The following is a 24,515-nucleotide window of genomic DNA, read 5'->3' as shown; positions in this document are numbered from 1 at the left end:
TGCATTTCCGGCAGGTTCTGTTTCTGCCGCCGCCATCGTCTCCGCCGGGACAGGGGCAGCGGTTTTCGCTTCAGGAACCCAGTAACGTTCCCGGGCAAACGGATAGGTGGGCAGAGGAACACGGCTGTATTGCCCGTCCGCAAACAGCCCTTCATAATCCAGTTCATATCCCTGAACGTAAAGCTCGGCCACAGTGGCCAAATTCTCCAGATAGTCAGCATCCCCGTCCAAATCCTGACAGGCGCGGATGCAGTGGTTGCCGAACTTCTTCAGTGCCGGCAGCTCCCTGTGCTTCCCATCCGTTTCCATCGAGAATACGGTGGAACCGGATTTCCGGTTCAGCCATTGCTCCAATTGTTCAACAGCATCGTCCAAATCACGCACCACACAGGCCAGGCGATGTTTAAAATGCTGTCGGCCGACCAACAGGGTATAGCACATATTTCCGCAATCCGTCTTGTCTTCTTCCTTGCAATGGTCGATGAGTTGGCCCGCCTGTTTCCGCAACTCCTCCTCAGAACGTGCCGACAGAACGAGCAGATAACCGGGCTTGTCCGGGTGCTGCCTTCTGACCTCCGGCGCTTCCTCAATTACCATATGGGCGTTAGTTCCGCTCACGCCAAAGGAGCTGATGGCCGCCCGACGCTTGACTCCGGGCTCAACTTTCCAGTCTCTCAGCTGCGTATTGACAAAAAACGGGCTGTCTTTAAATGAAATATTGGCATTGCCTTTCCTGAAATGAAGAGAAGGCGGGATTTGCTTATGCTTCAGGGCAAGCAGGATTTTGATGAGACCGGCGATCCCCGCTGCCATTTGCGCATGCCCGATATTGGTCTTAATGGAACCGATCGCGCAATATTCCTTTTTGTCCGTATAGGATCGAAACGCTTGCGTCAACGCCTGAAATTCGATCGGGTCGCCCAGTTTGGTTCCGGTTCCATGTGCCTCCACCATCTGAATCTCTTCCGGGTTGATGCCAAACTGGTCATAGACAAAGCGCTCCAGACGTTCCTGAGAACGCTGGCTGGGGGCGGTGATCCCGTTGGTCGTGCCGTCCTGATTGATCGCCGAACCGCGGATCACTCCGTAAATGTAATCCCCGTCCGCAAGGGCGTCCTCCAAGCGTTTCAGAACCACCACGCCAACACCTTCGCCGGGGACAAATCCGTTGGCCCGTTCATCAAACGTATAGCACTGCCCAGTGGGAGACAACATCCCCGCCCGATGCTCCGTCCTGTATAAATCCGGCGTGCATTGAATCGACACGCCTCCGGCCAGCGCCATCTCCGTTTCCCCGGTCCACAGTCCCTGGCAGGCCAGATGCACGGCCACCAGTGAACTGGAACAAGCCGTATCCACCGCAATTGCCGGTCCCTGAAGGTTCAAATAATAGGCAATGCGGGCGGGAATGACCGAGCTCAAATTGCCCCAAAACGCCTGAGGAGGAGAATCGTCATTCAGCAACTGCTGATAATCCCCCCCACTGCAACCCACATAAACCCCGCAGCGGCAACCCTGAATTTTCGCACCGGCATAACCTGCATCCTCCAGAGCATTCCAGCACTCTTCCAGGAAAAGGCGCTGTTGCGGGTCCATCGAAGCAGCTTCCATTCCGGAAATGTTGAAAAAGAGCGGATCAAACTGGTCGATATCTTCGATAAAACCGCCGTATTCCCAAACTTCCGGCTCTCCCTTATTCTCCTGACGCCACCGGGACGCCCTTTCAATGAGATTCGTCCCCTCAGACAAATGCTTCCACAAATCACGCACATTTTTGGATTTGGCAAATCTCCCGCTGACGCCGATGATGGCGATCGGGACTTTCCCGCTTATGACTCCCGTTTCCCCAGCACGCCGTTCCTCTAGCTTCGGCAGCTCTCTCACGGCCCCGGAATCATCCCCCGGATCATATTCGCGGCAAACGCGCTCCGGTTCGCTCCGGCCCAATGCATCCGCAATCGCATCTTTGAAATTGGCCAGCAGATATCGGGTGAGCAGGTTGACTGAACTGTAATCAAACAGAATGGTCGTCGCCAATTCCAGGAAATATTCCTGATTAATCGCTTGGACCAGTTTAATGCCGGTAATAGAATCGACGCCGTAATCGCGAAATGCCGAATCAAAATCGATCTCTTCAGGATCCACAGACAATGCCCCGGCTAAATGATCGACGATCAATGACTGAACCGCCGCTTCCAGCTTTTGATCATTTACGGTCCATCCATGTGCGGTAACATCCGCTTCACCGGATGCATCTCCCTTCTCCGGCAGTGAAACCGGCTTCGCTTGCCGCCGTGCCTCTTGCCGGACCTTCCCGTCGCTTTCGGCAATGATGATCTGCTGCCCCCAGGGATGGGCCTTCTGCGCCGGAAAATGCACATTTTCAAATCCTTCCCGCTCCAATACATGCTTCCAAATCGCCGGGGGAACCGCAGGCCCTCCGGGAAGGCGCAACGTTTCATCCTCATACAGCCACCAGCCCTGCAACAGACCGAAGGTTAAATGGAGAAACAGGGAATGGCTGCTGATCTCGTTTAAAACCAATAATCCGTCCTTCTTGAGAACAGCCTTGACCCGGCGCAAAGTGCGGGCAATATCCCTCGTCGCATGCAGGACATTGGTCGCGATGGCCACATCATAGACTCCGGTCTCAATTCCCTGTCCGGCAGCCGGAGCTTCTGCGTCATAAGTGGCATAAGTCAGGTAAGGGTACTGCCTGCCAAATGCTTTTTCCGCATACAATAAAAAAGCTTTGGAAATGTCGGTATAGCAATATTCCTGAATATGCTCCCGGTAAGGCTTCAGCTTCTGCAAAACGCTGATACTTGTTCCACCGGTCCCCGCCCCGATTTCAATGATGCGGATGCGCGCAGCAGGATTCTGATTTACCCGGTCGCGGATGGCATCCTCCACTTTTTGCGCAACAATCTCATTGAAATAATCGGCAACCGCATTGTTGCGATAGATTCCTTCGACCAAATCCATCGAGGAATCGGGAAAGAGGATATCGGTCGCCGGTACCTTGCCCGTAAGAATTTGCGGCAGGTTCCGAAGCGTTCGCTCGACCAAAACCGCCTGTGCCTTCGTATCGGGGGATGACAACCACCGTTCTTTTTGACGTTCCCACTCATTCCATCCATCGCGAGTGACCCGATCGGGGTTGACCACATACCCGTCATCCCCATCTGCTTTCAGATAATGATGCCGCGTCAAAAAGACCAGACTTTGCTCAAGCCATTTGCCGTATAAATTTGCCACCCTGGCTTTCAATCGGGACAAATCGAGACGGTTTCCCTCAAACAGTCCCAGTGACTCCAGTTGCATAAACAGCAGCTTGCAAAGCAGCCCGTCCATTTCACTCATTTGCAGACCGTGTTTGGCCTCGGGAACGTGCGGAATCCCGGAATGCCAAAAACGTTTCCGGTGAAACGGATAGGCCGGCAGCGGCACGGGACGGCTCTTCTTGTCGGAAAACAATCCGGACCAATCCAGGTCATAACCCTGCACATATAAACGGGAGAGAGCCGTCAGGTGCTCCTGATATTGCTCCGGGGGCAGATCCGGATTTTCTGCCAGTTCCCTGATCAGCCGCTCTCCGCGGGCGATTTGTTTCGGTTCCGGCTGAAATGAAGGCTTTTTCCGCTGCCATACATAATCCTGCGCTGTTCCGATCCGTTTGATTTCATCCAATTTTTGCTTCAGTTCGGCCAAATCTGCGGCAATCACAGCGCACCGAACCGAAAAATGGCTTCGGCCAAAAAATAATGATTTCGCCACATCCTCCGTCGCGTAGTCATCCCCTTTCCGCTCAAGCCAGCTGACCATATCGGCCATTTTTTGCTCCAGGGCTTCTTTGCTCTTGGCCGAAAACGGAAACAGATAATAAGGCCGTCCGGGCGATGGCCCCTCCGTCTCCCCGTTCACGTCCCGTGCCGGGGGTTCCTCAATAATCAGGTGGGCGTTTGTCCCGTTGGATCCGAGAGCACTGAGCCCTGCCCTCAGAGGAACATCCCCGCTCCGTTTCCATTCCTGCCGCTTTGTGCTGATCCAAAACGGGGTTTCTTCTCCACTCCTTTTCTCTCTTTTCCCCGCGTAGAGGGTGGGCGGGATTTCCCCGTGTTTCATGGACAGTAATATCTTGAACAAGCCGGCCATGCCAGCGGCCAGGGCGGTGTGACCGATGTTGGGTTTATGCGATCCGATCACACAAAACCAGGATTTATCCGTAAACATGCGAAATGCTTCAGTCAATGCCTTCAACTCGATAAGGTCCCCGAGCTTCGTCCCGGTTCCGTGCACTTCGATGTAACCGATCGTTTCCGGATCGATCCCCGACTTTGTATATGCATCGATGATCAATTCCTTTTGTGAAGCAGCACTGGGCGAGGTCACTCCGTTGGTCCGGCCGGCCTGATTCACGGCAGACCCCTTGATCACGCCGTAGATCGGATCACCGTCCCGGACTGCCGCATCGAGCCGCTTCAAAACGGCTGCACCCACTCCTTCGCCCAAAACCATGCCGTTTGCTTCGGGATCAAACGTTTTGCACTGACCATCGGGAGACAACAAACCAGCCTGTGAAGAAAGGACAAAAAATTCCGGTGTGCTTGCCACAAAAACCCCGCCGGCCAAAGCCATTTCCGACTCACCCTTGCGAATGCTCTCACAAGCCAGATGGATGGCTACCAGAGAAGAGGAACAGGCAGTATCCACCGTAAGACTGGGGCCCTTGAAATTGAAAAAGTAAGAAATGCGCGAAGCGAGCATCGACATTTCATTGCCCCAAAATGTTTGTGCATCGACCCCTCTGTCCCACAGCCCTGCTCTGTAGTCCGACGGCCGTCCGCCGACAAAAACCCCGACTTTTTTTCCTGATAATTTTTCGACGGGATAATGGGCATCTTCAAAAGCCTTATATGCTTCTTCCAGGAATAATCGATGCTGCGGATCCATTCGTTCCGCTTCCGCAGGCGAAATATCAAAAAAGGCGGCATCGAACCGGTCGATCTGTTTCAGAAGCCCGCCCCATTTACTCACAGATCGATTTTTGCGGGCGGGATCGGGATGGTAATAATCCTTCTCCGTCCAACCGGGCCGGCGGATTTCCTCTATGCAGCAATCACCCGCCCTCAGGTGGGCCCAAAATTCCTCCAGGTTTTCCGAACCGGCGAATTTCCCGGAAATACCGATAATGGCAATATCGGATGAGGTCTCTTCGTCGATGGTTGCCATTTCGGGGCCTGATCCCACTTCTTCCGTCATGTAACGGTCGGCAATATGCTCGGCCAATTCCGGAATTCCTCTGTAATCGAAAACCACTTCAACCCCTAAATCAATTCCCAGGCTGCGATTCACCGCTTCCACAAAATCGACTGCCATGATGGAGTTCATGCCCATCTCCATAAAACTTTTATCCAAATCAACCGGTTCCGCCTGTTCACCGGCCACTTGCAAAAATTCCTGAACCAACCTCTCTTTAATCTGTGCAATTGTCCCCAGCCTGCGCTCCATCTTTCCTCACTCCTTGTTTCTGTTTAAAAAAGCAAGGATTTGTTCGGCAACCTCTCTCCAATCCGCTTCCAGCATCAGATCATGGCCCATATCCGAAAAAATCACCGGTTCCGACTGATAAAAACGTCCAAGGGACAAAGTCGTCTTTTTGGAAATCATTTGATCCCGGTCTGACCCGATGATCAACAGGGGAACCTTGGCGACCGTCTTCCTGGGCACCACCCGCATCAGACATTCTCTGCTCGCCTTGAACGATTCAGGTTGCAACTTCCGGTTGAGCGCCTTTTTCTCCTGCTCCGTCGCCTTGTCAGACAGAAACAAATCGACCGGAAAAACATCGGTTTTGCCCCTGTTGAACAATGAGAGTCGGCGAAATTCCCCGGTGCGGGTAAACAGCAGACGCAAAAAATCCCAAAGCATCCCGCCCGGCGGAACAGAAGCCAGCAAGACTGCCGCCTCGATCTGCTCCGGATATTGGTGCAACAGTTTTTGCACCACTGCCCCTCCCATGGAATGACCGATGAGAACCGGTTTCTGTTTTAAGGAAAGCATGACGCGATACACATCATCCTTGTAATCGTCAAGAGAAAAAAAATCGAGGCTTTCACGGCCCTCGCTCCGGCCGTGCCCCCGCAGACTGAGCGCATACGACGGAAAACCCCGGGAACGAAAAAAAGGAAGGAAATGCTCCTTCCAGCACCAGGCTCCGTGATTGGCCCCGTGCACGAACAACAGCGGGACGGTTTTCGCACCCTGCCCGGGGATTTCACAAATCACTTCCAGCTTCATAAATAACTCCTTTTCCTTCATCTTTTGCCCGGGTTTTTCAGGCAAAAAAACAGGACGGGATCAATGCCCGGGCAAACTTCGCACACTGACGAAATCCGCTATGGAATGCTAGCGAAAATCAAACAGGCCTTTCTGGTTTTTTCTCATTCGGAAACTGATAAAATGTTTGCGATTCAATTGCAGATAAATGTTATGCTCGCGGAGATGTTTCATCGTCTGTCCCGGCGGCTGGCCGAAGGAATGTCCGGGATAAATGCGGACGTGATCGGATATCGCCGCCTTGAGCTTCTGAATGCTGACATACAGATCCTCCGCAGAACCGCCCGGCAAATGGCAGGCGCCACATCCTTCCGCAAAAAGGGTATCACCGGTAAACAGGCTGTCTTCAAGCCAAAAACACATGCTGCCGGCCGTGTGTCCGGGCGTAAGCAGACAGTGCAACTCCATCTGCCGCAAAGAAAGCCGGTCACCGTCTTCCAGTGCGTGCAGTTGCGGGCAACGAAAGCCGGAAACTTCGATCTCCGCCCTGGACATGAACACATCCGGTTGGGCCCGCTCCAGCAAGGGGGGAACCAGATTGACATGATCATGGTGAGAATGAGTCAACAGGATCGCCCGGAGATCCGCTTTTGTCCTTTCAAGCTGCTCCGTGATCTTATTTAATTCCCATGCCGGATCAATCACGATCGCCTGCCTGCTCTCAGGCTCGACGATCAGATAACTGTAATTGATGAAAAAACTGTAACTCATTCTCAACGGATACAGTTCATAAATCATCCATTCAGTTTTTCAAAGAGAATATCAGCCAAACCGCCAATGTTCCGGGCTTCTGACAATTCAACGAGCGGGATCTGCAAAGAGAGCGATTCCAACGTCAGCATAATGATCTCAGCGCGGTCCACGGAGTTGGCACCCAAATCCGCCAAACGGTCATCCGGCCGAAAGGCATGATGCTCCAGTTCCGGAACCACCTCGCGCGCGTGTTGTGTGATGATTGCGAAAATATCCTCTCTTTTCATCTTTCTTCCCCCTTGGGCAAAAGGTCAATTAAAGATCGCAGATTTCATGACATTGCAAAGATATTGGAGGAAATTTTTATGTACCGGGCTCTTGCCGGCCTTTGGATCAGCAGGCAAAAACCCCTCGTTTTCCAAAACCCCTCCATCCAATCCGGTATTTGTCCAACACACATCCGGGTAAATGCTTCAGATCAGCGCCTCCTGCACGGCAGAAGCGGAAAAAAGCCTACCGAATCGTTCGGTTAAAACCCGGGCGGTTTCGTCCAGCAGACGGATGCCGATTTCATCCACATGCCGGTTTCGCCAATTTTCCAGCGGTGTGCCTTTGACCCACTGATTAAACGATCCCAGCGCAGGACCGCAATGGATTTGGTAATCGACTCTGGATTCTTCACTGCCGTTGAGAGCGAGCTGATTGCTGTAGTGAAAATACCATTTGAAAATCATGGCCATCTTTTGCTTGGGGTTCATCTCTGCCTTTTGCAATTCCCCGGGAGAATAATGGCCTTTTACAATTTCATAAACTTCCTCAAAAGTGCGCTTGAAATATTTTTCCTCAATTTGCTTGCGCACCTGGGCATCGATCTCATCCCACGAGTCATGGTGCCGGTACAAATCAAACAATTTATTGGCGCGTGCGGGAAAAAACACCCCTTTTTTCAAAACCTGAATCTTGGCGCCCAATTCAAACAAATCCCCGGCCGGAGCATATTCCGTATCCTGCACATTCATTTTCTCCAACAGATCTTTCACTGCATGGCTTGTCTTCGCTTCCACCGTACATTGATTGATCGAACCTGTCAGGATATAGTCCGCCCCCATCGTAAACGCGGCAGCCGCAGCTTCAGGCGAACCGATCCCTCCGGCTGCTCCTACGCGAATCTCCTTGGCATACCCATACTTGGCCACAAGGCGGTCCCGCAATTTCAAAATGGCCGGCAGCAGAGCATAAGCCGCGCCGCCATCAGTATGCCCGCCGGAATCGGCTTCAACGGTCAAATCATCGGCCATCGGCACTTGTTTCAGCATATCCGCTTCCTGCCGGGTGATTTTTCCTTCGCTGAGCAACTTGTCAACGATGCGTTCCGGGGCCGGACTTAAAAACGCTTCCGCCACTTCCGGGCGCGAAACTTTGGCAATGATTTTATTTTGGCACTTCACGGAGCCATCAACGGCCCTCGTAACACCCTTGGCGCGATAGAGAACAAGTGCGGGCGTGATGCTGAGAAAGGCGGAAGCTTCGATCACAGGCACATTGTGCCTTAAAAACAATTGGACGCTCGCTTCTTCCTTTGCCGGGTCGGCCAGCTGGTGAACGAGATTGAATCCGTAGGCCTCTCCCTTGTTCAGTTCTCTCTGGATCGCCAGAATCGCCTCTTCGATTTCATTCAGCTGCAATCCCCCGCTGCCGAAGAATCCCATCATTCCCGCCTTGCCCACTCTCACGACCAATTCCTTCGAGGCGATCCCCCGATACATGCCGCCGGTGAGATAAGCGTATTTCAGGTTGTAATCCCGCTTAAACGAAGCGCTTCCCAAAGATGAGGCCGTGATGCGGAACGAAGCCGGTTCATCTGCCGCTGCCGCGCTTTTTGCGGGGACTGGCAAAAGCTCCCCGGCAACCGTTTGCTCTTTTTCCTCCACTTTCAAAGGCTCCGCTTCTCTTTGAATGCGCCGAATCAAGCCTTTGAGCACATTGCCCGGCCCCACTTCCTCAAAGTCCGTTTCTCCTGCTCCCATCAAATATTGAATGCTTTCCGTCCATCTGACAGGATGGTCAATTTGCTCGATCAGCTTTTGCTTTATGTCCGCACCATAGGGCCTTGCACTCACATTGGAAATGACGGGAATGGCCGGTGCAAACAGCGTAAAGCCGTTTAAAAAGGAGGCAAACTCCGCTTTGATCTCCTTCATATACCGCGAATGAAAAGCGCCACTCGTTTTTAAGGGGACAAACATCCGCACCTTTTCCATTTGCCCGAAAATCGCCTGCGCCCGTTTAAGCTCCTCGGTCGGGCCGGAAATGACAATCTGGGTCGGTGAATTGAGATTGGCAATATCCAGGCGGTCCAAGCCGTTCCCCGACAAAACTTCCGCAATCTCCGCCTCTTTCAGGCCGATGACCGCCGCCATGCCGCCTCCCGTACAACGGCCCATCAACTCCCCTCTTTTTTTCACCAATGTCAAACCGGTCTCAAAATCAAATACACCCGCGGCAAACAGCGCATTGTATTCCCCCAGACTGTGTCCGGCCACATAATCGGGTTTCCCGCCGGTCTCCTTCATCTTTTTCAAATAATGAAGGGCATTGACTGTAAACAACGCCGGCTGCGTAAACTCGGTAAAGCCCAATTTTCCTTCCGAATCTTCCAGACACAATTCTTTAATGGAGTATCCCAGAATCTCATCCGCCACCTTCGTCAATGCGGGGAATTCATCAAATAATGTTCCTCCCATTCCTTTGCTCTGGGCTCCCTGTCCGGGAAATACATAAACGGTCATTCCATTTTCCTCCCCTTTGCTTGATCCAGAGGCAACGAGCACCGGATTTCTTTTCAAACTCCTATGTAATTCCGCATTCCATCCTCCCCCGACACTCTAGTGCTTTACACTCTCCCTCCCTTTAACAAACCGGAAAGATCGTCCAGCAGATCCCTGACCATTCCGGTCTCCCATACGGCTCTCTTCGGATAAGCGATGGAACAAATATAAGGCTCAAAAATGAAAGAAGCCGCGCAATACTGCGGAAAATGGACAAAATGGCTGACAATCACACGATCGTTGATTTCTGTTTTTTCTATTAAAAAAATTCCAACAGAAGAGGTCAGCCCCGTCTTCAACACTTTCGACATACTTTCTTTCACAGTCCAGAAAAGAGTGAGGGCCGTTTCATAAGCAAACGGAATCGATTTGGCGAGGTCCTGTTCCCTGACAGTCAATTGCCTTTCCAGTACATCTTTTTTCTCAGGGCAAATTCTCTCTATATCAATCCCCATCGGCACTGCTTCCGGAAAAGCAATCGCCGCTCCGAGATCGTCACAATGGGTGATGCTCACTTGAACCTTCGACGAACCCGGATAAACGGCGACTGGCTGATGAAAAATTCCATGTTCAATTAAAACCCGTTCCGGCTTTTCTTCTCCAATCAGGAACGAAACCGCTCTTTTTCCTGCATATCTCCCGGCGAGATAGCTTTTGATTCTCCGTTCAAACTGAAGGGTGTCAAAATATTCCCTTTCTTTTGCTTGGAGGAATTTCACCGTCTGCATATATGCCATCATCCGACGGGAATAACACAGGCACAGACCGGCCATATAATTTCTATCCATTCCTTTTAAAATTAACTCCGCCGTCCATGTTTCCGGCAAATCACTTGCCATCATGGTTTCAGACTCCCCGCCGGCCTTTTTTCCCCTTTGTCTGCGATCATCATCCCTCCGCTCCTCTCCCATCACCTGTCGGATTTTAATTCGTCAAGCCATAAAAGTGCCTGAAGACACACTTCTCCCCGTTCGTCTGTATGCATACACACTACCATAACCGTTTCGTATGTTCCCCAAGATCCTCCAACGTGCCGAAACAACGATTGAATTCTCTCAGGTGCATAAGGAGGTAAATCCATTTCCTGAAGTAACTTTTAACACTTAAATACTTTCAAATTATTTTCAGATATGATACTATCATACTATTCATAAATCTATTATTTGTCAATCTCTTATGATTATTATGTATAAAGGGCCGGATGGCAAGGGCCCGCTTTATTTCCTAGTCTTGTTCCGTTCCAACGTCGTTTGACTGATTGCCACTTTCCTTGTTCCCAGCTTTATCTTTCCCCGTCTGTGATTTGGTTGAAACTGAAAGTTGCAAATTCCAGTGCAAAAACAATTTCACTCCGGGAGGATTACTGAATGAACTGGTATGCACTTTTTGTAGAAACCGGTCAAGAGGAAACTGTGAAAAAGCTGCTTCACCTGCATTTTGATGAATCTACGCTTTCTGCGTTTGTCCCCAAGAGAAGGGTCCCCGAAAAAAAGCTGGGCAAAATTTATCACGTTCTCAAAAAAATGTTTCCTGGTTATGTGCTCATTAAAACCAAAATGAACGCAGATCTTTTTTACAAAATCAAAAAAATCCCCAAATGTTATCGCATCCTGGGTAACAGAACGCATCATTCAAAAGACGACGAGGCCTATTATTCAACGATTGATGAAGAGGAAATTTCCCCGATCCTGAAGCTGATCGGCAATGATGAAGTCGTCGATTATTCGAAAATTTATGTGGAAAACTCGAGAGTCTTCGTTCAATCAGGGCCGCTGAAGGGGATGGAAGGGATAATCAAAAAAGTGGATAAACGCAAAAAAAGAGCGAAAATCCTCCTGAACTTTATGGGTACCGAAAAAATGATCGATGTGGGGGTCGAAATCATAGCCAAATCGAATTCCTGACGGAAGCCTTGTGATGCCGTTTCCGGTCATTGCCGGACTTAGTTCATTTCAGCCCGAACTTGAACCGGTTTACGCCATCATTGAATTTTTGCCGTACTCACAGTACAAACTCGAATATTGAAGCAACCCAAATTTTTTTCGGCAATTGGATTCCATTGTTTTGATTCTTTGTTATTTCTCCCCAGCAGTCGGCATGGCCCGAATTCAGTCATGGAGAGGGGGTGATTACTTGTCTTTTCAGCCGATTACTTCGCCGGATTCAATTTCGCGGCCCCCACAACATGATGGCCGCACCGAATAAACAAATAACGGCACCAATCCAATCGTAAAGATCGGGTGTTTTCTTGTCGATCACCCAGCCCCATAAAACAGAAAGAACAATAAAAACCCCGCCGTAAGCGGCATACACTCTCCCAAAGGAAGGAAACGACTGCAAAGTGGCCACGACTCCGTACAACGCCAAAACAATCCCGCCAAAAATACCCCAATAAAGAGGTTTGCCCTCTCTCAACCACAGCCAGACCAGATACCCTCCACCGATTTCAAACAAACCAGCCAACAGAAAAAGCAAGATCGCTTGCAACGTGTCTACCCCTTCTGAATCAAAATCGATTTTTGCCAATCAATACACATTGTAACAGAGATTTTAGTTGAATTCCCCACTGATTCTGCCGATAATAGAGATAAGAATGTATGTTTGCATGAAAGGTGAGCCAACGATGAAAAAGATTTTACATCTGGATCTCGATGCGTTTTTCGCCAGCGTGGAACAACTGGATGACCCGGCGTTGCGGGGAAAACCGGTCATTGTCGGCGGCAGGGGAAAACGCGGCGTCGTGGCCACCTGCAGTTATGAAGCACGGGCATATGGAATCCGGTCAGCCATGCCAACCGCCATGGCCCGCAAGCGGTGCCCGGACGGCATTTTTTTGCCGGCGAGATTTGAGCGATACAGAGAAAAATCGGCGGAAGTCCGTCGCATCTATACCGCTTACAGCGACTGTTTTGAAACAGTGGGATTGGATGAAGCTTACCTCGATCTCTCCCATTATGAAAACGCGGTTCCCGTCGCCCGTGAAATCAAGCGGCGGATTCAGGCGGAGACGGGACTCACTTGCAGCATCGGCCTTTCCTACAACAAGTCGATGGCCAAGATTGCCAGTGATTTAAAAAAGCCGGATGCATTTGTGATCATACGGCCGGAGCAAGCATTGGCCATATTAAAGGATCTGCCGGTCGGCGCCCTTAACGGCATCGGAAAAAAATCGCAGGAACGGCTGATGAACATCGGGGTGACGACCATCTCCGATTTTTGGCGTTTGTCCCTGGATGAGGTGGTCCGGATGTTCGGCAGGTTTGGCTATGCTTTGTACGACCGGGCCAGAGGAAAGGATGATCGCGAGATCTCCCCCAACCGCCCACGCAAGTCTCACAGCCGGGAGATCACACTGCCTGAAGATCTGTTCGACAAGGAGGCCATCGCCCGGATCGCCCGGGAACTGTTGACGAAAGTGCAGCTCGATCTCAACGGTTCCGGCATCACCCCGCAAACGCTCACCCTGAAAATCAAGTATGCTGACTTCACCCTGCGTTCCAAACAGCAAACAACGGCCCAGCCTGCCCCCGACTGGTCGGAAATCCTGGAAGAACTGCTCGCGGCATTTGACTACACCCCCGGCGTCCGCTTGGTCGGAGTCGGTTTTTCCAATTTTGTACGGGCATCGGCTGAAACGTACGAACAACTCTCATTGCCTTTAGGTTAAAAATATAAGGCGGATGCAAAAAGACCGATCGTTTTTGCATCCGATCGGTCTGAAACGTCCTATTTCAATAACGTATCCACCGTTTGCATCACGGCGCTGATCATTCCTCCCAAGGTCCCGCCGGCCGCGATTATCCCGCTCATCTCATTCAGCTTCTGATTGAGATGCTCAAGTATGCCTTTCGTGCATTTTCCTGCTTCCACCATTTTTTGCGGACCATATAACGTTGCCAGATACTCAACCTTCTTATCTTCATTTAACTCATCGGTCTTTTCCAGCGTTTCAATCAGTTGCCGCAGTTTCCGCTCTAACACGTCCCATTCATTTCGCTGGTGTTGCAGGTAATTGTTTTGGACAATCGAGTTTTTCCCGCCTTTGTTGATAATCAGTTGTCCATGATTTTGATCAATGTGAATTCCGTCTTTCCCCATCAAAAGTTTCCTCCCGTCAAGAACCGGATTGATTTTGGACCACTTCCACTTTGCTTTGATCCTTGTTGATAATCACTTGTCCCCGGTTTTCATGGATATGAATGATCTGCTGGATAATCTTGTGTTCCCCTTTATTCCATTTTTCAGAACAATGGCTGTTCCGGTTTGCCATCTGACGCAGCAATTGCTCAACCGGTTTTTCGTCTTTTTGTTCATAGACCTTATTTTCTTCCGGAATAAACGACCGCAATTTCCCCGAAGGAAGGTGATTCACCCGGCCAAACTTCTTCCAGTTGGCAAAAACGATAAAGCTATCTTTCGCCCTGGAGACAGCTACGTTTAGCATATTGGGTTTCCGGTCATAAAAAGCATTTCCCTTGGCCGAAGTATCCACCGCCGAAAAAAGGATGATATCCCTTTCTGCTCCCTGCAGGGCATGCAATGTTCCAACCGTAATCCCCTCAATTCCGCATTCACTCAAAAACGCTTTAATCAACGTCGACTGGTATCGGAACGGGGTCACAATCCCCACAATTTCCCCCAGCTCTCTTTTCGAACCAGCCTTCCGATTGGCCCGATCAAGGATCTTTTCTTTGTTCCGTTTCAGCCAGGAAGCAATCGCTTCCGCTTCCATGACGTTAAATTTGCTCGTGCCGTCCGCTTCGGCCTGCCCCTCGATATCGGCATAGCCCATATGCGGCAGGAAATCGTACTTATGTTCATTTGGACGGGCCGCAATCAGGTTGTTATCATAAGCGAGAGAATTGCAAAACCCGATGATCTCCGGCACACAGCGGCGATGTTCGGCCAAAAACATCCCGCCCGCCAGTTCGTTCTTCTGATATTTGCTGCGGCGTTGGGCGATTTTCATCACATTTCCCTTTGCAGCAGTGATTCCCTTCGCTTCCATGTCCTCCAGTTGCGAGAGATCCTTCATCACCTTGAACCCGAGCAAATTCCCGACATCAACGGCGGATGGCAATGAAACCACAGGCTCAATTTGGAGAGTGTCCCCAACCACCAGCGCTTTTCTGGCTAACGCAAACGAAGGGGCCGCAATTTGCGGAGCCACTTGTCCCGCTTCATCGATGATCAAAAGATCGATCACTTCAAACAAGTATTCGGTTTTCCCCTTATTCTTCTCATACGCAAGCGGATCTTTTTGCCACACGCTCATGATTTGCGGCAACATATGTAAGGTTGAGACAAAACAGGGCGCCAGTTTGGCATAGCGATGGTACAATTCGATTCGGCGTTCTTTAGGCGTTGGGCGTTTTTCCCTTATCTGCTCCAGCCGGGGCAGTCCTTCCACCTCTTCCAGCCATCTTGCTTCCCAATAATGAGTCGCCAACAGAAAAGCTTCATAACGCAACGTCCGATCCAACTCACGCAATACAGACCCCAGATCCGGCAAATCGTCTGTTCCAGTTCTGCCAAACGCCCCCAACCACCGATTGAACTCTTTTTTCCCCTCGTTTAACGTATGAAGAAGGGCCTTTGCCTTTTGCAAACAGGCACTCGTCTCTTCCCAGTCTTTTCGCACTTCGTCGTGATAATGAACAATCGACTGCTCGATCGACGAAGTAGAGAAAGAAGAAAACACAAATGGTGCCTTTTCCCTCCATTGCGCAATAAATTCCCGATTACGCCCTTCCCGCTTTTCTTCCACTGAAGTGAAAAGCGAAAGAATCTTCCAGATCAACGGCTCTTTACGCCGGAATGCCCTCCAGGCCTGTTTTAGCGCTTCAGTTTGATCCAGCAAACGGTCTTTCTCTTCCAGCAGCTCTTTCCATTCCTGTTCCCGTTTCTGAAGTGTCTCCAAGGAGCCTTCAAATTCCGCGTGCAACTGTTTCCGTCCGTCTTCCAGCTTCCGGGCCAGCTCCATGCCGTCCAGAATCGCCTGATGGGTTTTCTTCAGCTCCTCATGCAAATGCGCCCTTATTTCTTTGATAGAGTGAGCAGAACGCTTGGCAAATTGCTGATAGCGCTCGATAAACTTATTTTTCAATTCATGAAATTTCCACCGCTCCTCCAGGCCCTCCATGAAATTCTCGCCATTGAACCTTACGATTTGATAGTCATGGCCTTTTTCCTGCAACTTTTTGGCTTTATCCGAGCTGGGAAAATAAATACCATAACTTTTTACGTCCGGAAGCCACCTTCCGCGTAACTTCTTGATCTTCTCCATCCATTCGGAAGAGTGACTTTCCGACAACATCCCCTCTTTGGCAAACGACTCGAGAATATTGGTAACCGCCTGATTGTTGGTCGAAGCGGCCACGATAATCGGAGGCTCTTTCTCCTGAAGCGCGGCTTCCACCCACAAAGAGGCCACCACGTTCTGGATCAGCGTCGTCTTTCCCGTTCCCGGCGGACCATTGACAGCCAAAATCTCTCCGTTTTCAATGGAGAACAAATGGTGTAACGACTCCCGTTGCCCATCCGACAGGGGAAAAACTCCGTTCATCTGTCCCAAATGTTTGTCCGCCCCCGCTTCTGCAGATAACAACGGCACTTTTTCCCGAACTTCCAATGAGAGATATTCCTTCAGCAATACAGGAAGGCGATCTTGCGACAGCAGCTCTTGATACGCACTCTCAATTGCACTGCCCTGCGGTTTTTCCGGGAGCGGGATTACCCGGCCCGTTTCACTGCGCGCATACCCTTTAATCGCGAATGTTCGCATTGTGCTTCCCGTTACTGCTCGAAACATCTCTTCGGCATAGTGCCAGGCTTCTTCCCAATGATCCTGGGCCATATAAGGATGTTTCATCACATAACGATCCATCTTTTCCACCGATCCCACCGCAACCTTGTCTTCCGAAGACGGGGAGAGATATTCGCGGGAAATATAGGGCGGGCGATGGGAAATGGGGAAGAAACGTCCATCCTTGATGCAGGCTGGTATATAAAGGGGCGCAACAGTCTGAAACTTATCCTTCTCATGCATCAGCACAACCGGACAAACATGGTATTCAATCTCTCCTTCCTCCAATTTCCCGGATTTGAGCAAACGCCGGAGGAATTCTTCCGATACAATCCCCCTTTCCATCTCCTGATAGCTCAGATTCACCCCTTCCCCCAATTTGCTGGATAAACCGTCGTCGCGAAAACAGCGAAAATAATAACGCAAGACATCTTGTTCTTTCCCATGGTCTACCCCCTTTAATAAAATATTTTTGTATAATCGACTGTAACTGGTAATTTAATAAATCTTTCCTCATTATAAAATTTATTTAGTGAAATCGAAATATTTTATTTCCCTTCCCGAAAATTTTTCACAAAATCCCTTTCCTCAGGGGTTAACGTTTTTATTCGTAATTTTTCCAATAAGATTGTTTTATGTAAAAAATAATGCTATTCTATTTTTGACTATTATTATTAAAATAAGGTATGTATCCTAATAATCGTCTCCCTCTACATTGGTGACAACGGATTTCCTCAGTATCAATTTCATTGCAGATGAAGGAGGACACCTCTGCCTTATGTTCCTGGTCATCTTTCTACTCTGTCTGCTTTTGCTTTTTGCAATTGTGGGGATCGTATATCCAACACGCCTGCATAAGAAAATCGCGTACAAAAAATTCAGCCTTGGAAAACGGTTGTGGAATGTCGCCCTGGTGTTTCTCTGTTTCATCCTGATCGCCATTCTTTCCCCCACACAGACAAAAGCAGATCAAGACCCTGCCAAAGCTCAGATTGAAGCCGAATTGGAGAGTACGAAACAACAATTGAAAAAAACGAATGAACAACTAAAACAACAGCAACAACAAATTTCTGCATTGCAAAAGAATAAGCAGGATCTAGAAGCGAAACTGAAATCTTGCGAGGAAGAAAAAAAGAAACTGCAAGCGGAAATAACCCAAAAGGAAAACGAAGCAAAAGCATCTGAGGAGAAAAAACAGCAAACTTCCCTGCATAGCTCTTCCGCTTCAGACAATCACCCGACTGCAACGAAGAAAAGTTCTTCCTCAGTCTATTATCCAAACTGTTCCGCTGCGCGTGCAGCAGGGGCCGCACCAATATATGAAGGAGAGCCCGGATACGCAAAAAAACTTGACCGGGACGGAGACGGGATTGCCTGCGAATAGATGAAAAGAAAGAGGGACTTCCACTGATATGGCAGGAAGTCTCCTTTTCATGACCGATCTCGCAACAGAAAGCCATCTTAAATACGATCCCGCTCTCGACTCAATGCTTCTTTTAGGGGGGGAAATGCACCATCAATACAAATCTGTTCGATCAAACCATTAAAACCCGATATCACTTTTGGGAAAAGATCGGAACGTTGGATCCGGATGTGTTGACACATATCGTGAACCCGGCTTTTTTGGGAGGTCCCGCATGGCCTGCGTTGAGACAAGCTTTTGTGAAAATCGAAACTCCTGATACCGTGATTTTGGCCAGTGACGGTTTGTCTGATCCGTTTGATGACATGGAAGAGCCAAACCAGGGATTTTCGCTGGAGTGTTACCTTGAATCGGATGATCCCGCCTTGCGAAAGAATATCGCCGATCTTAAAAAAACATGGCAATTTCAGCTTGTATATGAAGTCGCGCAAAACTTCGCCAACCATGGGGGCGTAAAAGCGTTGTTGGAGGAGTATGGCACTCTTTCGATGGAGTTTTCACATATCGATGTGCCGGAGCCTTTCAGAGATGAGGAAGGGCGCGTGGGCATCCTGCTCGGGCTTGAGTCTGAGCAAATCCCGACCAGTATAACGGGACCGGCCGGTGACATTCGCTTGGTAAGCATCAAAATACTCACGTCACAAGAACTGCAATACATTTTGGAAAAGGGTGCCGTCGGGAGAAAAAGATTGGCTCAGTTATTCCGGGAACAAGGCTCCCATCATCTGTCCTCTCTTGATCGGAATTCCGTCGTCTGAGAAGCGACCGGCTTCCTTCAGGGAAATGAAAGATCTTCTCGACACAAAAGGAAATATATAGTACAATACCGCCTAAAACATTACTGAGCCATTATTCATCCCTCCGGTACATAAATGAATCTTGAAGGAGTCACGTTACATGCACGCAGTCACAGAAACACATCCATCCAGAGAAAAACTGGGAAGGCTTTTAATCTCCTGTTCCGACCGCCCCGGCATCATTGCTGCCGTATCACGTTTTTTACATGAACAAGGGGCCAATATTGTCGATTCGCATCAATACACCACTGATCCCGAAGGCGGGTTCTTTTTCATGCGTGTCGAGTTCCAGTTGCCGAATTTGACACGGCAAATCGAAACCTTGCGCGAACGATTTTCGCCAATTGCCAATTCGTTTGACATGAACTGGCGAATCACCCCTGCCGCCAAAAAACAAAAAATGGCCGTGTTCGTTTCCAAAGAAGATCACTGTTTGCGCGAAATCCTCTGGCGCTGGAGCATCGGCGAATTATACGCGGACATTGCCATGGTGATCAGCAATCACCCGAACATGGAAGCGATTGTCGCACCGTTCGGAATCCCGTATTACCATGTCCCGTTCAGCAAAGAAAACCGTGACCATGCCACCCGCATTCATCTGGAACTGTTGGAAAAAGGGCGAATCGACACCATTGTTCTCGCCCGTTATATGCAGATCATTCCCCCGGACATCATCGACCGCTACCAAAATCAAATCATTAACATCCATCACTCTTTCCTCCCCGCTTTTGCAGGAGGGAAGCCGTATCACCAGGCTTATGACCGGGGAGTTAAAATCATCGGAGCCACCGCTCATTATGTCACGGAGGAACTGGATCAAGGCCCCATCATCGAACAGGATGTACAGCGGGTTGACCATCGACATCAAGTTGAAGATTTAAAACGAATCGGCAGAGACGTGGAACGAATGGTACTGGCCCGGGCAGTGCAATGGCATTTAAATGATCAAGTCCTGGTGCACGGAAACAAAACCATCGTGTTTCGTTAGCACCGGATTGAGTGGGCTTCGGCTCACTTTTTTTGTGACAACGGAAAAAGGTTGCCTCCTTAAGGATAGTCTGCATTTTATCGGCAAATTCAGGAAGAAAGCTCCGTTGAATTTGGCTGAATTTTTTCAGCGGTTATTACCGAATCACTACAGATGAAGGGAGGGGTATAAAATGAATATTGATTGGAGTATATTCAGAAACATTAATTTTCTGTTTTATTTAAGTTCCATTTGGGTGTCCTCACTCAGTGGGGCCATTTTTACTATCTTGTTGACGTGGATGCTCGTTGAATCCACTGGATCTTCCGCGGTGGTGGGTACCTATCTCTTTTTGTTGGGTATGTCCAAATTGATATTCATCCTGTTCAGTGGTGTGATTGTCGACCGATTCAAGGCCAAGAACTTGTTGATCGCGTCGGATTGGATCAGAGGGGGAATCATGTTTCTCTTCATTCTGATTAGACTTCAAGGTTCTCCCCCCCTTTGGGTATTTTACATAATGGGTATTGTCTTCGGCATGGTGGATGCCCTTTCAGAACCGGCCGCCATTACTTGCCGGATTCAGATCGTAGAAAAAAAATACTACAGTCAATCTCTTAGCGTTCTGACCATTGCAACACAAATATCCGCTGTGATAGGTCCCGCCATTGGCGCATGGTTTGTCAAATTCACAGGAGGTGTTTCGGCTATTGCATTAAACGGAGTTGCTTTTATTATATCCGGGCTTCTGTTGATGGGGACAAGGTTTCGGGAGGTACAGGAGAAAGACAAAGAACCGAAAGAAAAACTATGGTCTAGTTTTGTAGAAGGAATTCGATACTTTATAACGACTCCCATTATTTTTACCATGGCGGTTTTTGCGCTTTTTGCCAATGCCGCCGTGAGTACAATCAATGTTAGCATTCCTTTTCTCGCGAAGAATTTGGGTTTTGGTGTGTTAGGGTTCGGATGGATGACTACGGCGATCAGTATTGGTGGCTTTATTGGCGCGTTGCTCTTTTCCGTCATCATGATTACCAATCCCCGACCGGTTATGACGTTGTACACCTGTTTTTTTCAAGGAGTAATTTTACTTTTGGTAAGTTTTGTGGATCGTTTTTGGCTTGTGATCTTTCTCTTTATGCTGATCGGTTTCCAGGAAACAGCGGTTAACGTGATTGCGCCGAGCGTCAACCATTCAATTATTCCCAGAAAAATGTTTGGACGCGTTTTAAGCGTGATGATATTGGTAATGACCGGTTCTCAGCCTATTTCTCAAGCTTTGGCAGGTTGGGCAATGAAATGGACCGGACCGCAATCAATCTTTTTGTATGCAGGTTTGCTGGAAATGATCTCGGCAGTTATTGTGTTTCTGTTTCCCTTTGTCCGTCGTTTTCAGGTTAACAAGAAGGAAAGTACAGAGATGGAAACCGTGTGATGAATGGGGTAAATAAAAATGGACTGGAGCAAATCTTCTTTCATTTTTCTACTCGCCGGCTGCGTAATATGGGTTGGGAATCTATATAATGTGTGGCAGATGACGTTGTTGGGAGGGGCGATATTCGCTGTTTTTTATCCCATCCGTAAAACGCTTTTTCATGCTTTCATCACAGGTTTCATTATTTGGGAAGTACAACTATTTGTAATGTATAAATGGCATTTGTTATTAGTTTTTCCAAGGTATTGAGCCAACTATTTCACTTAGGGAATTATGGATCGTTGTTGATTTTGGCTACGACCGCTGTAAGTGCATGTAAACTTTTGCATGTACAGTCGTTCCCCGGTTTTACAGATAAAGAAATCAACCGCCGGAATGAAAAGGCTCTCTCGCACTTCGGATTGGGGATACCTTCACCGAATATGCGGGAGAGCGAATTATGCACCGGCTGTAACATGTGCAAATGGCTATTTTGCATCAATCTCGTTTTTCTTGCCAAAGTGCAGTTGTTCACCGGTAAGAGACCACCCGGTTTTTAACCCGAGAATAAACCAGCCGAGTACCAGCACACCAATCGTAAATACGGTGTCCCCGATTATCCGAAGCCATACGAACTTGTGAATGATGCCCCGTGACATGAATTCGGCCGAACGGGCATACCAGGTGCCGTGTTCCACGCTTGCCAATGTCTGCATCAAGCCGATCGGGATCAGACTCAGCAGAACCATCAATGCCAGCCCGATATTGATCGCCCAGAACGAGAAAGCGAGAGCCTTTGTTTTCCACACGCGTTGTTTGGTCAATCCCCGCAAACAAAACAGCATAAGCCCTATTCCCAACATGCCGTACACCCCGAACAGTGCCGTATGTCCGTGCACGGGTGTGGTGTTGAGTCCTTGCATAAAGTAAAGCGCAATCGGAGGATTGATAAAAAATCCGAATAATCCGGCGCCCACAAGGTTCCAAAAAGCAACGGCCACAAAGTAGTAAATCGGCCACTTGTATGCCGTTACCCAGGGACGGGCACGGGAAAGGGTCAAATTCTCATATGCCTCAAAACCAATCAATACCAACGGAACTACCTCAAGTGCACTGAAAGTGGCCCCGAAAGCCAAAACTCCGATAGGCGTTCCGCTGAAATATAAATGGTGGAACGTGCCGATGATTCCACCGAATAAAAAGATAATCGTCGAAAAAAGAACGGAAGCGGTGGCCGTTGAGACTCGCAACAATCCCATACGTGTGAACAGAAAGGCGATCACCACAGTTGCAAATACTTCAAAAAACCCTTCTACCCACAGATGCACCACCCACCAACGCCAGTACTCGGCAATTGCCAAATGAGTATGCTGTCCCCACATCAGTGCCGGAACATAAAACACAGGAATCGCGGTGGAGGCAATCAAAAACAGAATGAGCAGATGCCTGTCGTCTTTTTTCTTTCTCAGCGCAGGCCAAATCCCGCGTGCCATCAGGAACAACCAGAGGAAAAGTCCGACGGCCAGGAACAATTGCCAGAATCGTCCGAGGTCTGTATATTCATACCCCTGATGTCCAAACCAGAAGTTTGTATTCAATCCAAGACGTTGCCGTATTGCAAACCACTGTCCGACCATTGAACCGACAACAATAATCAACAAACTTACAAAAAGAAAGTTTACAAAAAAACGTTGGTATTTTGGTTCACGACCGGAGACTGCCGGAGCCACAAACAATCCGGTTGCAATCCAAGCAGTTGCAATCCAAAAAATCGCCAATTGGGTGTGCCACGTACGCGTTAAGGAGTAAGGGATCCATTTTGCAATCGGAATTCCGTAGAAACCCGCTCCTTCCACCTGATAATGGGCAGTGATCGCTCCAAGGCCAACCTGAACGACCATCAAAACAGCGACCAACCAAAAATACTTGACTATTGATTTCATCGAAGGAGTCGGCGACAAGGCGAGCAATGGGTCCTTTTCAGGAAAGGTCTCTTCCAATTCGACGTGTTTTTGTTTGGCATAATACCAAGCCAGTGCGCCTATGCCGGCCAGCAGCAGAACAAAGCTGACCACAGACCAGATCACCATCGATCCGGTTGCCACATTCCCGATTAAAGGTTCATGGGGCCAGTTATTCGTGTAAGTAATGTTGCTGCCCGGACGATTGGTTGCACAAGCCCAAGCCGCCCAGAAGAAAAAGGCGTTAAGGGCTTTCATCCGCTGTGGATCTTTGATTGTTCCGCGGGGTATGGCGTAGTCGTCACGCAAATGATCCAGTTTTGGATCGTTGCCAAATAAGGCAGTGTAATGTTTGCTCGTGGCTGCAATTGCCTGCGCCCGTATGGGGGAGATCACCAAGTCTCCAGTGTTCGGATGATAAGTGTTGGTTCTCATTTCTTTTTTCAATCTGGTCCTGAGCATCGCTCTTTTTTCATCATCCAGCGCGTTGTAGGCTTTTCCATATTGATTCAACGCATATCTGTTGAGAATCCACATGGATTCCCGATGCAACCAGTCAGCAGTCCAGTCCGGCGCCACATATGCTCCATGCCCCCAGACTGTTCCAACTTCCTGTCCGCCCATAGACTGCCAAACGTTTTGACCGTCCTTAATCTCTTTTTCAGTAAACAGCACGTTACCAGCACTGGTCATCACTCGTTTGGGAATAGGAGGCATTGTATGATAAATCTCTCCACCGTAATACCCGAGAATGGCGAATGAAATGATGAATACAAGTGCCAAACTTACCCAAAGCCTGGTAAGATTCATTAATTACACCTCCATCAACCTGCAGTTGACAACTTGGATATTCGTGAATATTTTTCGCAGCGATATCGCTCACTATTCAAAATTTGCCTCATTCCATCAGGCAAATGCATTTGCTCCCGCTTATCGCACAATCACAGTTTGTCATAAAAGAAGGGATAAGAAGGAGAACATTTCACATGATGATTAAACGGAAACGGGCATACGCTTATCCAAAGCCGATGATTTTCGTGATGAACTGCGAAGACCAGTCGTAGATGTCAGAATTTTCTGTTATATTATGATGGAACAAGGATAAGTCTGGATAATTCATCTACGCCCGCAGAAAATAAAAACTCCAAACGAAGCATAATCTATCAATGCATCTTTTGTTCCTAAATAGAAAAAGCCATCCTTGTGGACGGCTCATGAAGCAGGCTTTCAGGGGATCAATTATGGATCGTCACATATTCATGTGAGTTTAATTATTTTATATTCC

General features: G+C 48.9%; 15 protein-coding genes and 1 pseudogene. 6 read left to right on the top strand and 10 right to left on the bottom strand.

From position 1 onward, the window contains the following. The 6 genes from I8U19_RS11565 to I8U19_RS11540 all read right to left on the bottom strand — a co-directional run. On the bottom strand, window positions 1-5,511 hold a 5,511-nt coding region (locus I8U19_RS11565), incomplete at its 3' end, for a beta-ketoacyl synthase N-terminal-like domain-containing protein (protein WP_198055973.1). A gap of 6 nt (window positions 5,512-5,517) precedes the next feature. Then, on the bottom strand, window positions 5,518-6,300 hold the full coding sequence (locus I8U19_RS11560; protein WP_198055972.1) for an alpha/beta hydrolase: 783 nt from the start codon (window positions 6,298-6,300) through the stop codon (window positions 5,518-5,520). 108 nt (window positions 6,301-6,408) lie between these two features. Further along, window positions 6,409-7,050: an MBL fold metallo-hydrolase gene (locus tag I8U19_RS11555; protein WP_370589264.1), complete on the bottom strand. Its 642-nt coding sequence runs from the start codon at window positions 7,048-7,050 to the stop codon at window positions 6,409-6,411. A 23-nt stretch (window positions 7,051-7,073) separates the two neighbouring features. Further along, entirely contained in the window at window positions 7,074-7,319 is a 246-nt protein-coding gene (locus tag I8U19_RS11550; protein ID WP_033101208.1) for an acyl carrier protein, read from the bottom strand. 186 nt (window positions 7,320-7,505) lie between these two features. Beyond that, window positions 7,506-9,821, bottom strand: coding sequence for an ACP S-malonyltransferase (fabD, locus tag I8U19_RS11545; protein WP_198055970.1), 2,316 nt, complete (start codon window positions 9,819-9,821; stop codon window positions 7,506-7,508). 104 nt (window positions 9,822-9,925) lie between these two features. After that, on the bottom strand, window positions 9,926-10,702 hold the full coding sequence (locus I8U19_RS11540; RefSeq protein WP_160173856.1) for a 4'-phosphopantetheinyl transferase family protein: 777 nt from the start codon (window positions 10,700-10,702) through the stop codon (window positions 9,926-9,928). 525 nt (window positions 10,703-11,227) lie between these two features. On the opposite strand from I8U19_RS11540, the gene loaP reads away from it, so the two are divergent. Continuing rightward, window positions 11,228-11,764, top strand: coding sequence for an antiterminator LoaP (gene loaP, locus I8U19_RS11535; RefSeq protein WP_198055969.1), 537 nt, complete (start codon window positions 11,228-11,230; stop codon window positions 11,762-11,764). A 259-nt stretch (window positions 11,765-12,023) separates the two neighbouring features. Here the strand turns inward: loaP and I8U19_RS11530 are convergent, their stop codons facing one another. After that, complete coding sequence (locus I8U19_RS11530; RefSeq protein WP_033099866.1) at window positions 12,024-12,347, bottom strand: YnfA family protein; 324 nt, start codon at window positions 12,345-12,347, stop codon at window positions 12,024-12,026. Window positions 12,348-12,483: 136 nt separating this feature from the next. Here I8U19_RS11530 and dinB point away from each other — a divergent pair, with 136 nt between their 5' ends. Next, a complete protein-coding gene (gene dinB, locus I8U19_RS11525) occupies window positions 12,484-13,527 on the top strand; it encodes a DNA polymerase IV (protein ID WP_198055968.1) in 1,044 nt (347 codons plus the stop codon). A 59-nt stretch (window positions 13,528-13,586) separates the two neighbouring features. Here the strand turns inward: dinB and I8U19_RS11520 are convergent, their stop codons facing one another. Beyond that, window positions 13,587-13,958, bottom strand: coding sequence for a hypothetical protein (locus I8U19_RS11520; RefSeq protein WP_033099864.1), 372 nt, complete (start codon window positions 13,956-13,958; stop codon window positions 13,587-13,589). Between the two features lie 16 nt (window positions 13,959-13,974). Continuing rightward, entirely contained in the window at window positions 13,975-17,091 is a 3,117-nt protein-coding gene (locus I8U19_RS11515; protein ID WP_198055967.1) for an AAA domain-containing protein, read from the bottom strand. An 835-nt stretch (window positions 17,092-17,926) separates the two neighbouring features. On the opposite strand from I8U19_RS11515, the pseudogene I8U19_RS17875 reads away from it, so the two are divergent. The 4 genes and pseudogenes from I8U19_RS17875 to I8U19_RS11495 all read left to right on the top strand — a co-directional run. Further along, a pseudogene (locus I8U19_RS17875) lies at window positions 17,927-18,049 on the top strand (excalibur calcium-binding domain-containing protein); the annotation flags it as partial. Window positions 18,050-18,327: 278 nt separating this feature from the next. Continuing rightward, window positions 18,328-18,846 (top strand): suppressor of fused domain protein, encoded by a 519-nt coding sequence (locus I8U19_RS11505; protein ID WP_160173803.1) that lies wholly within the window; start codon window positions 18,328-18,330, stop codon window positions 18,844-18,846. 139 nt (window positions 18,847-18,985) lie between these two features. After that, a complete protein-coding gene (gene purU, locus I8U19_RS11500; protein ID WP_033099862.1) occupies window positions 18,986-19,873 on the top strand; it encodes a formyltetrahydrofolate deformylase in 888 nt (295 codons plus the stop codon). Window positions 19,874-20,045: 172 nt separating this feature from the next. Beyond that, complete coding sequence (locus I8U19_RS11495; RefSeq protein ID WP_198055965.1) at window positions 20,046-21,290, top strand: MFS transporter; 1,245 nt, start codon at window positions 20,046-20,048, stop codon at window positions 21,288-21,290. A gap of 467 nt (window positions 21,291-21,757) precedes the next feature. On the opposite strand, the gene I8U19_RS11490 is transcribed toward I8U19_RS11495, so the two are convergent. After that, window positions 21,758-24,040 (bottom strand): nitric-oxide reductase large subunit, encoded by a 2,283-nt coding sequence (locus tag I8U19_RS11490; RefSeq protein WP_198055964.1) that lies wholly within the window; start codon window positions 24,038-24,040, stop codon window positions 21,758-21,760. Window positions 24,041-24,515 lie beyond the last annotated feature (475 nt).

Origin of the sequence: Thermoactinomyces sp. CICC 10523 (assembly GCF_016055105.1) — a bacterium.
Taxonomy (GTDB): Bacteria; Bacillota; Bacilli; order Thermoactinomycetales; family Thermoactinomycetaceae; genus Thermoactinomyces_A; species Thermoactinomyces_A daqus.
The sequence above is the reverse complement of the archived record's forward strand: the minus strand, read 5'-3'. Positions and strand labels throughout refer to the sequence as shown.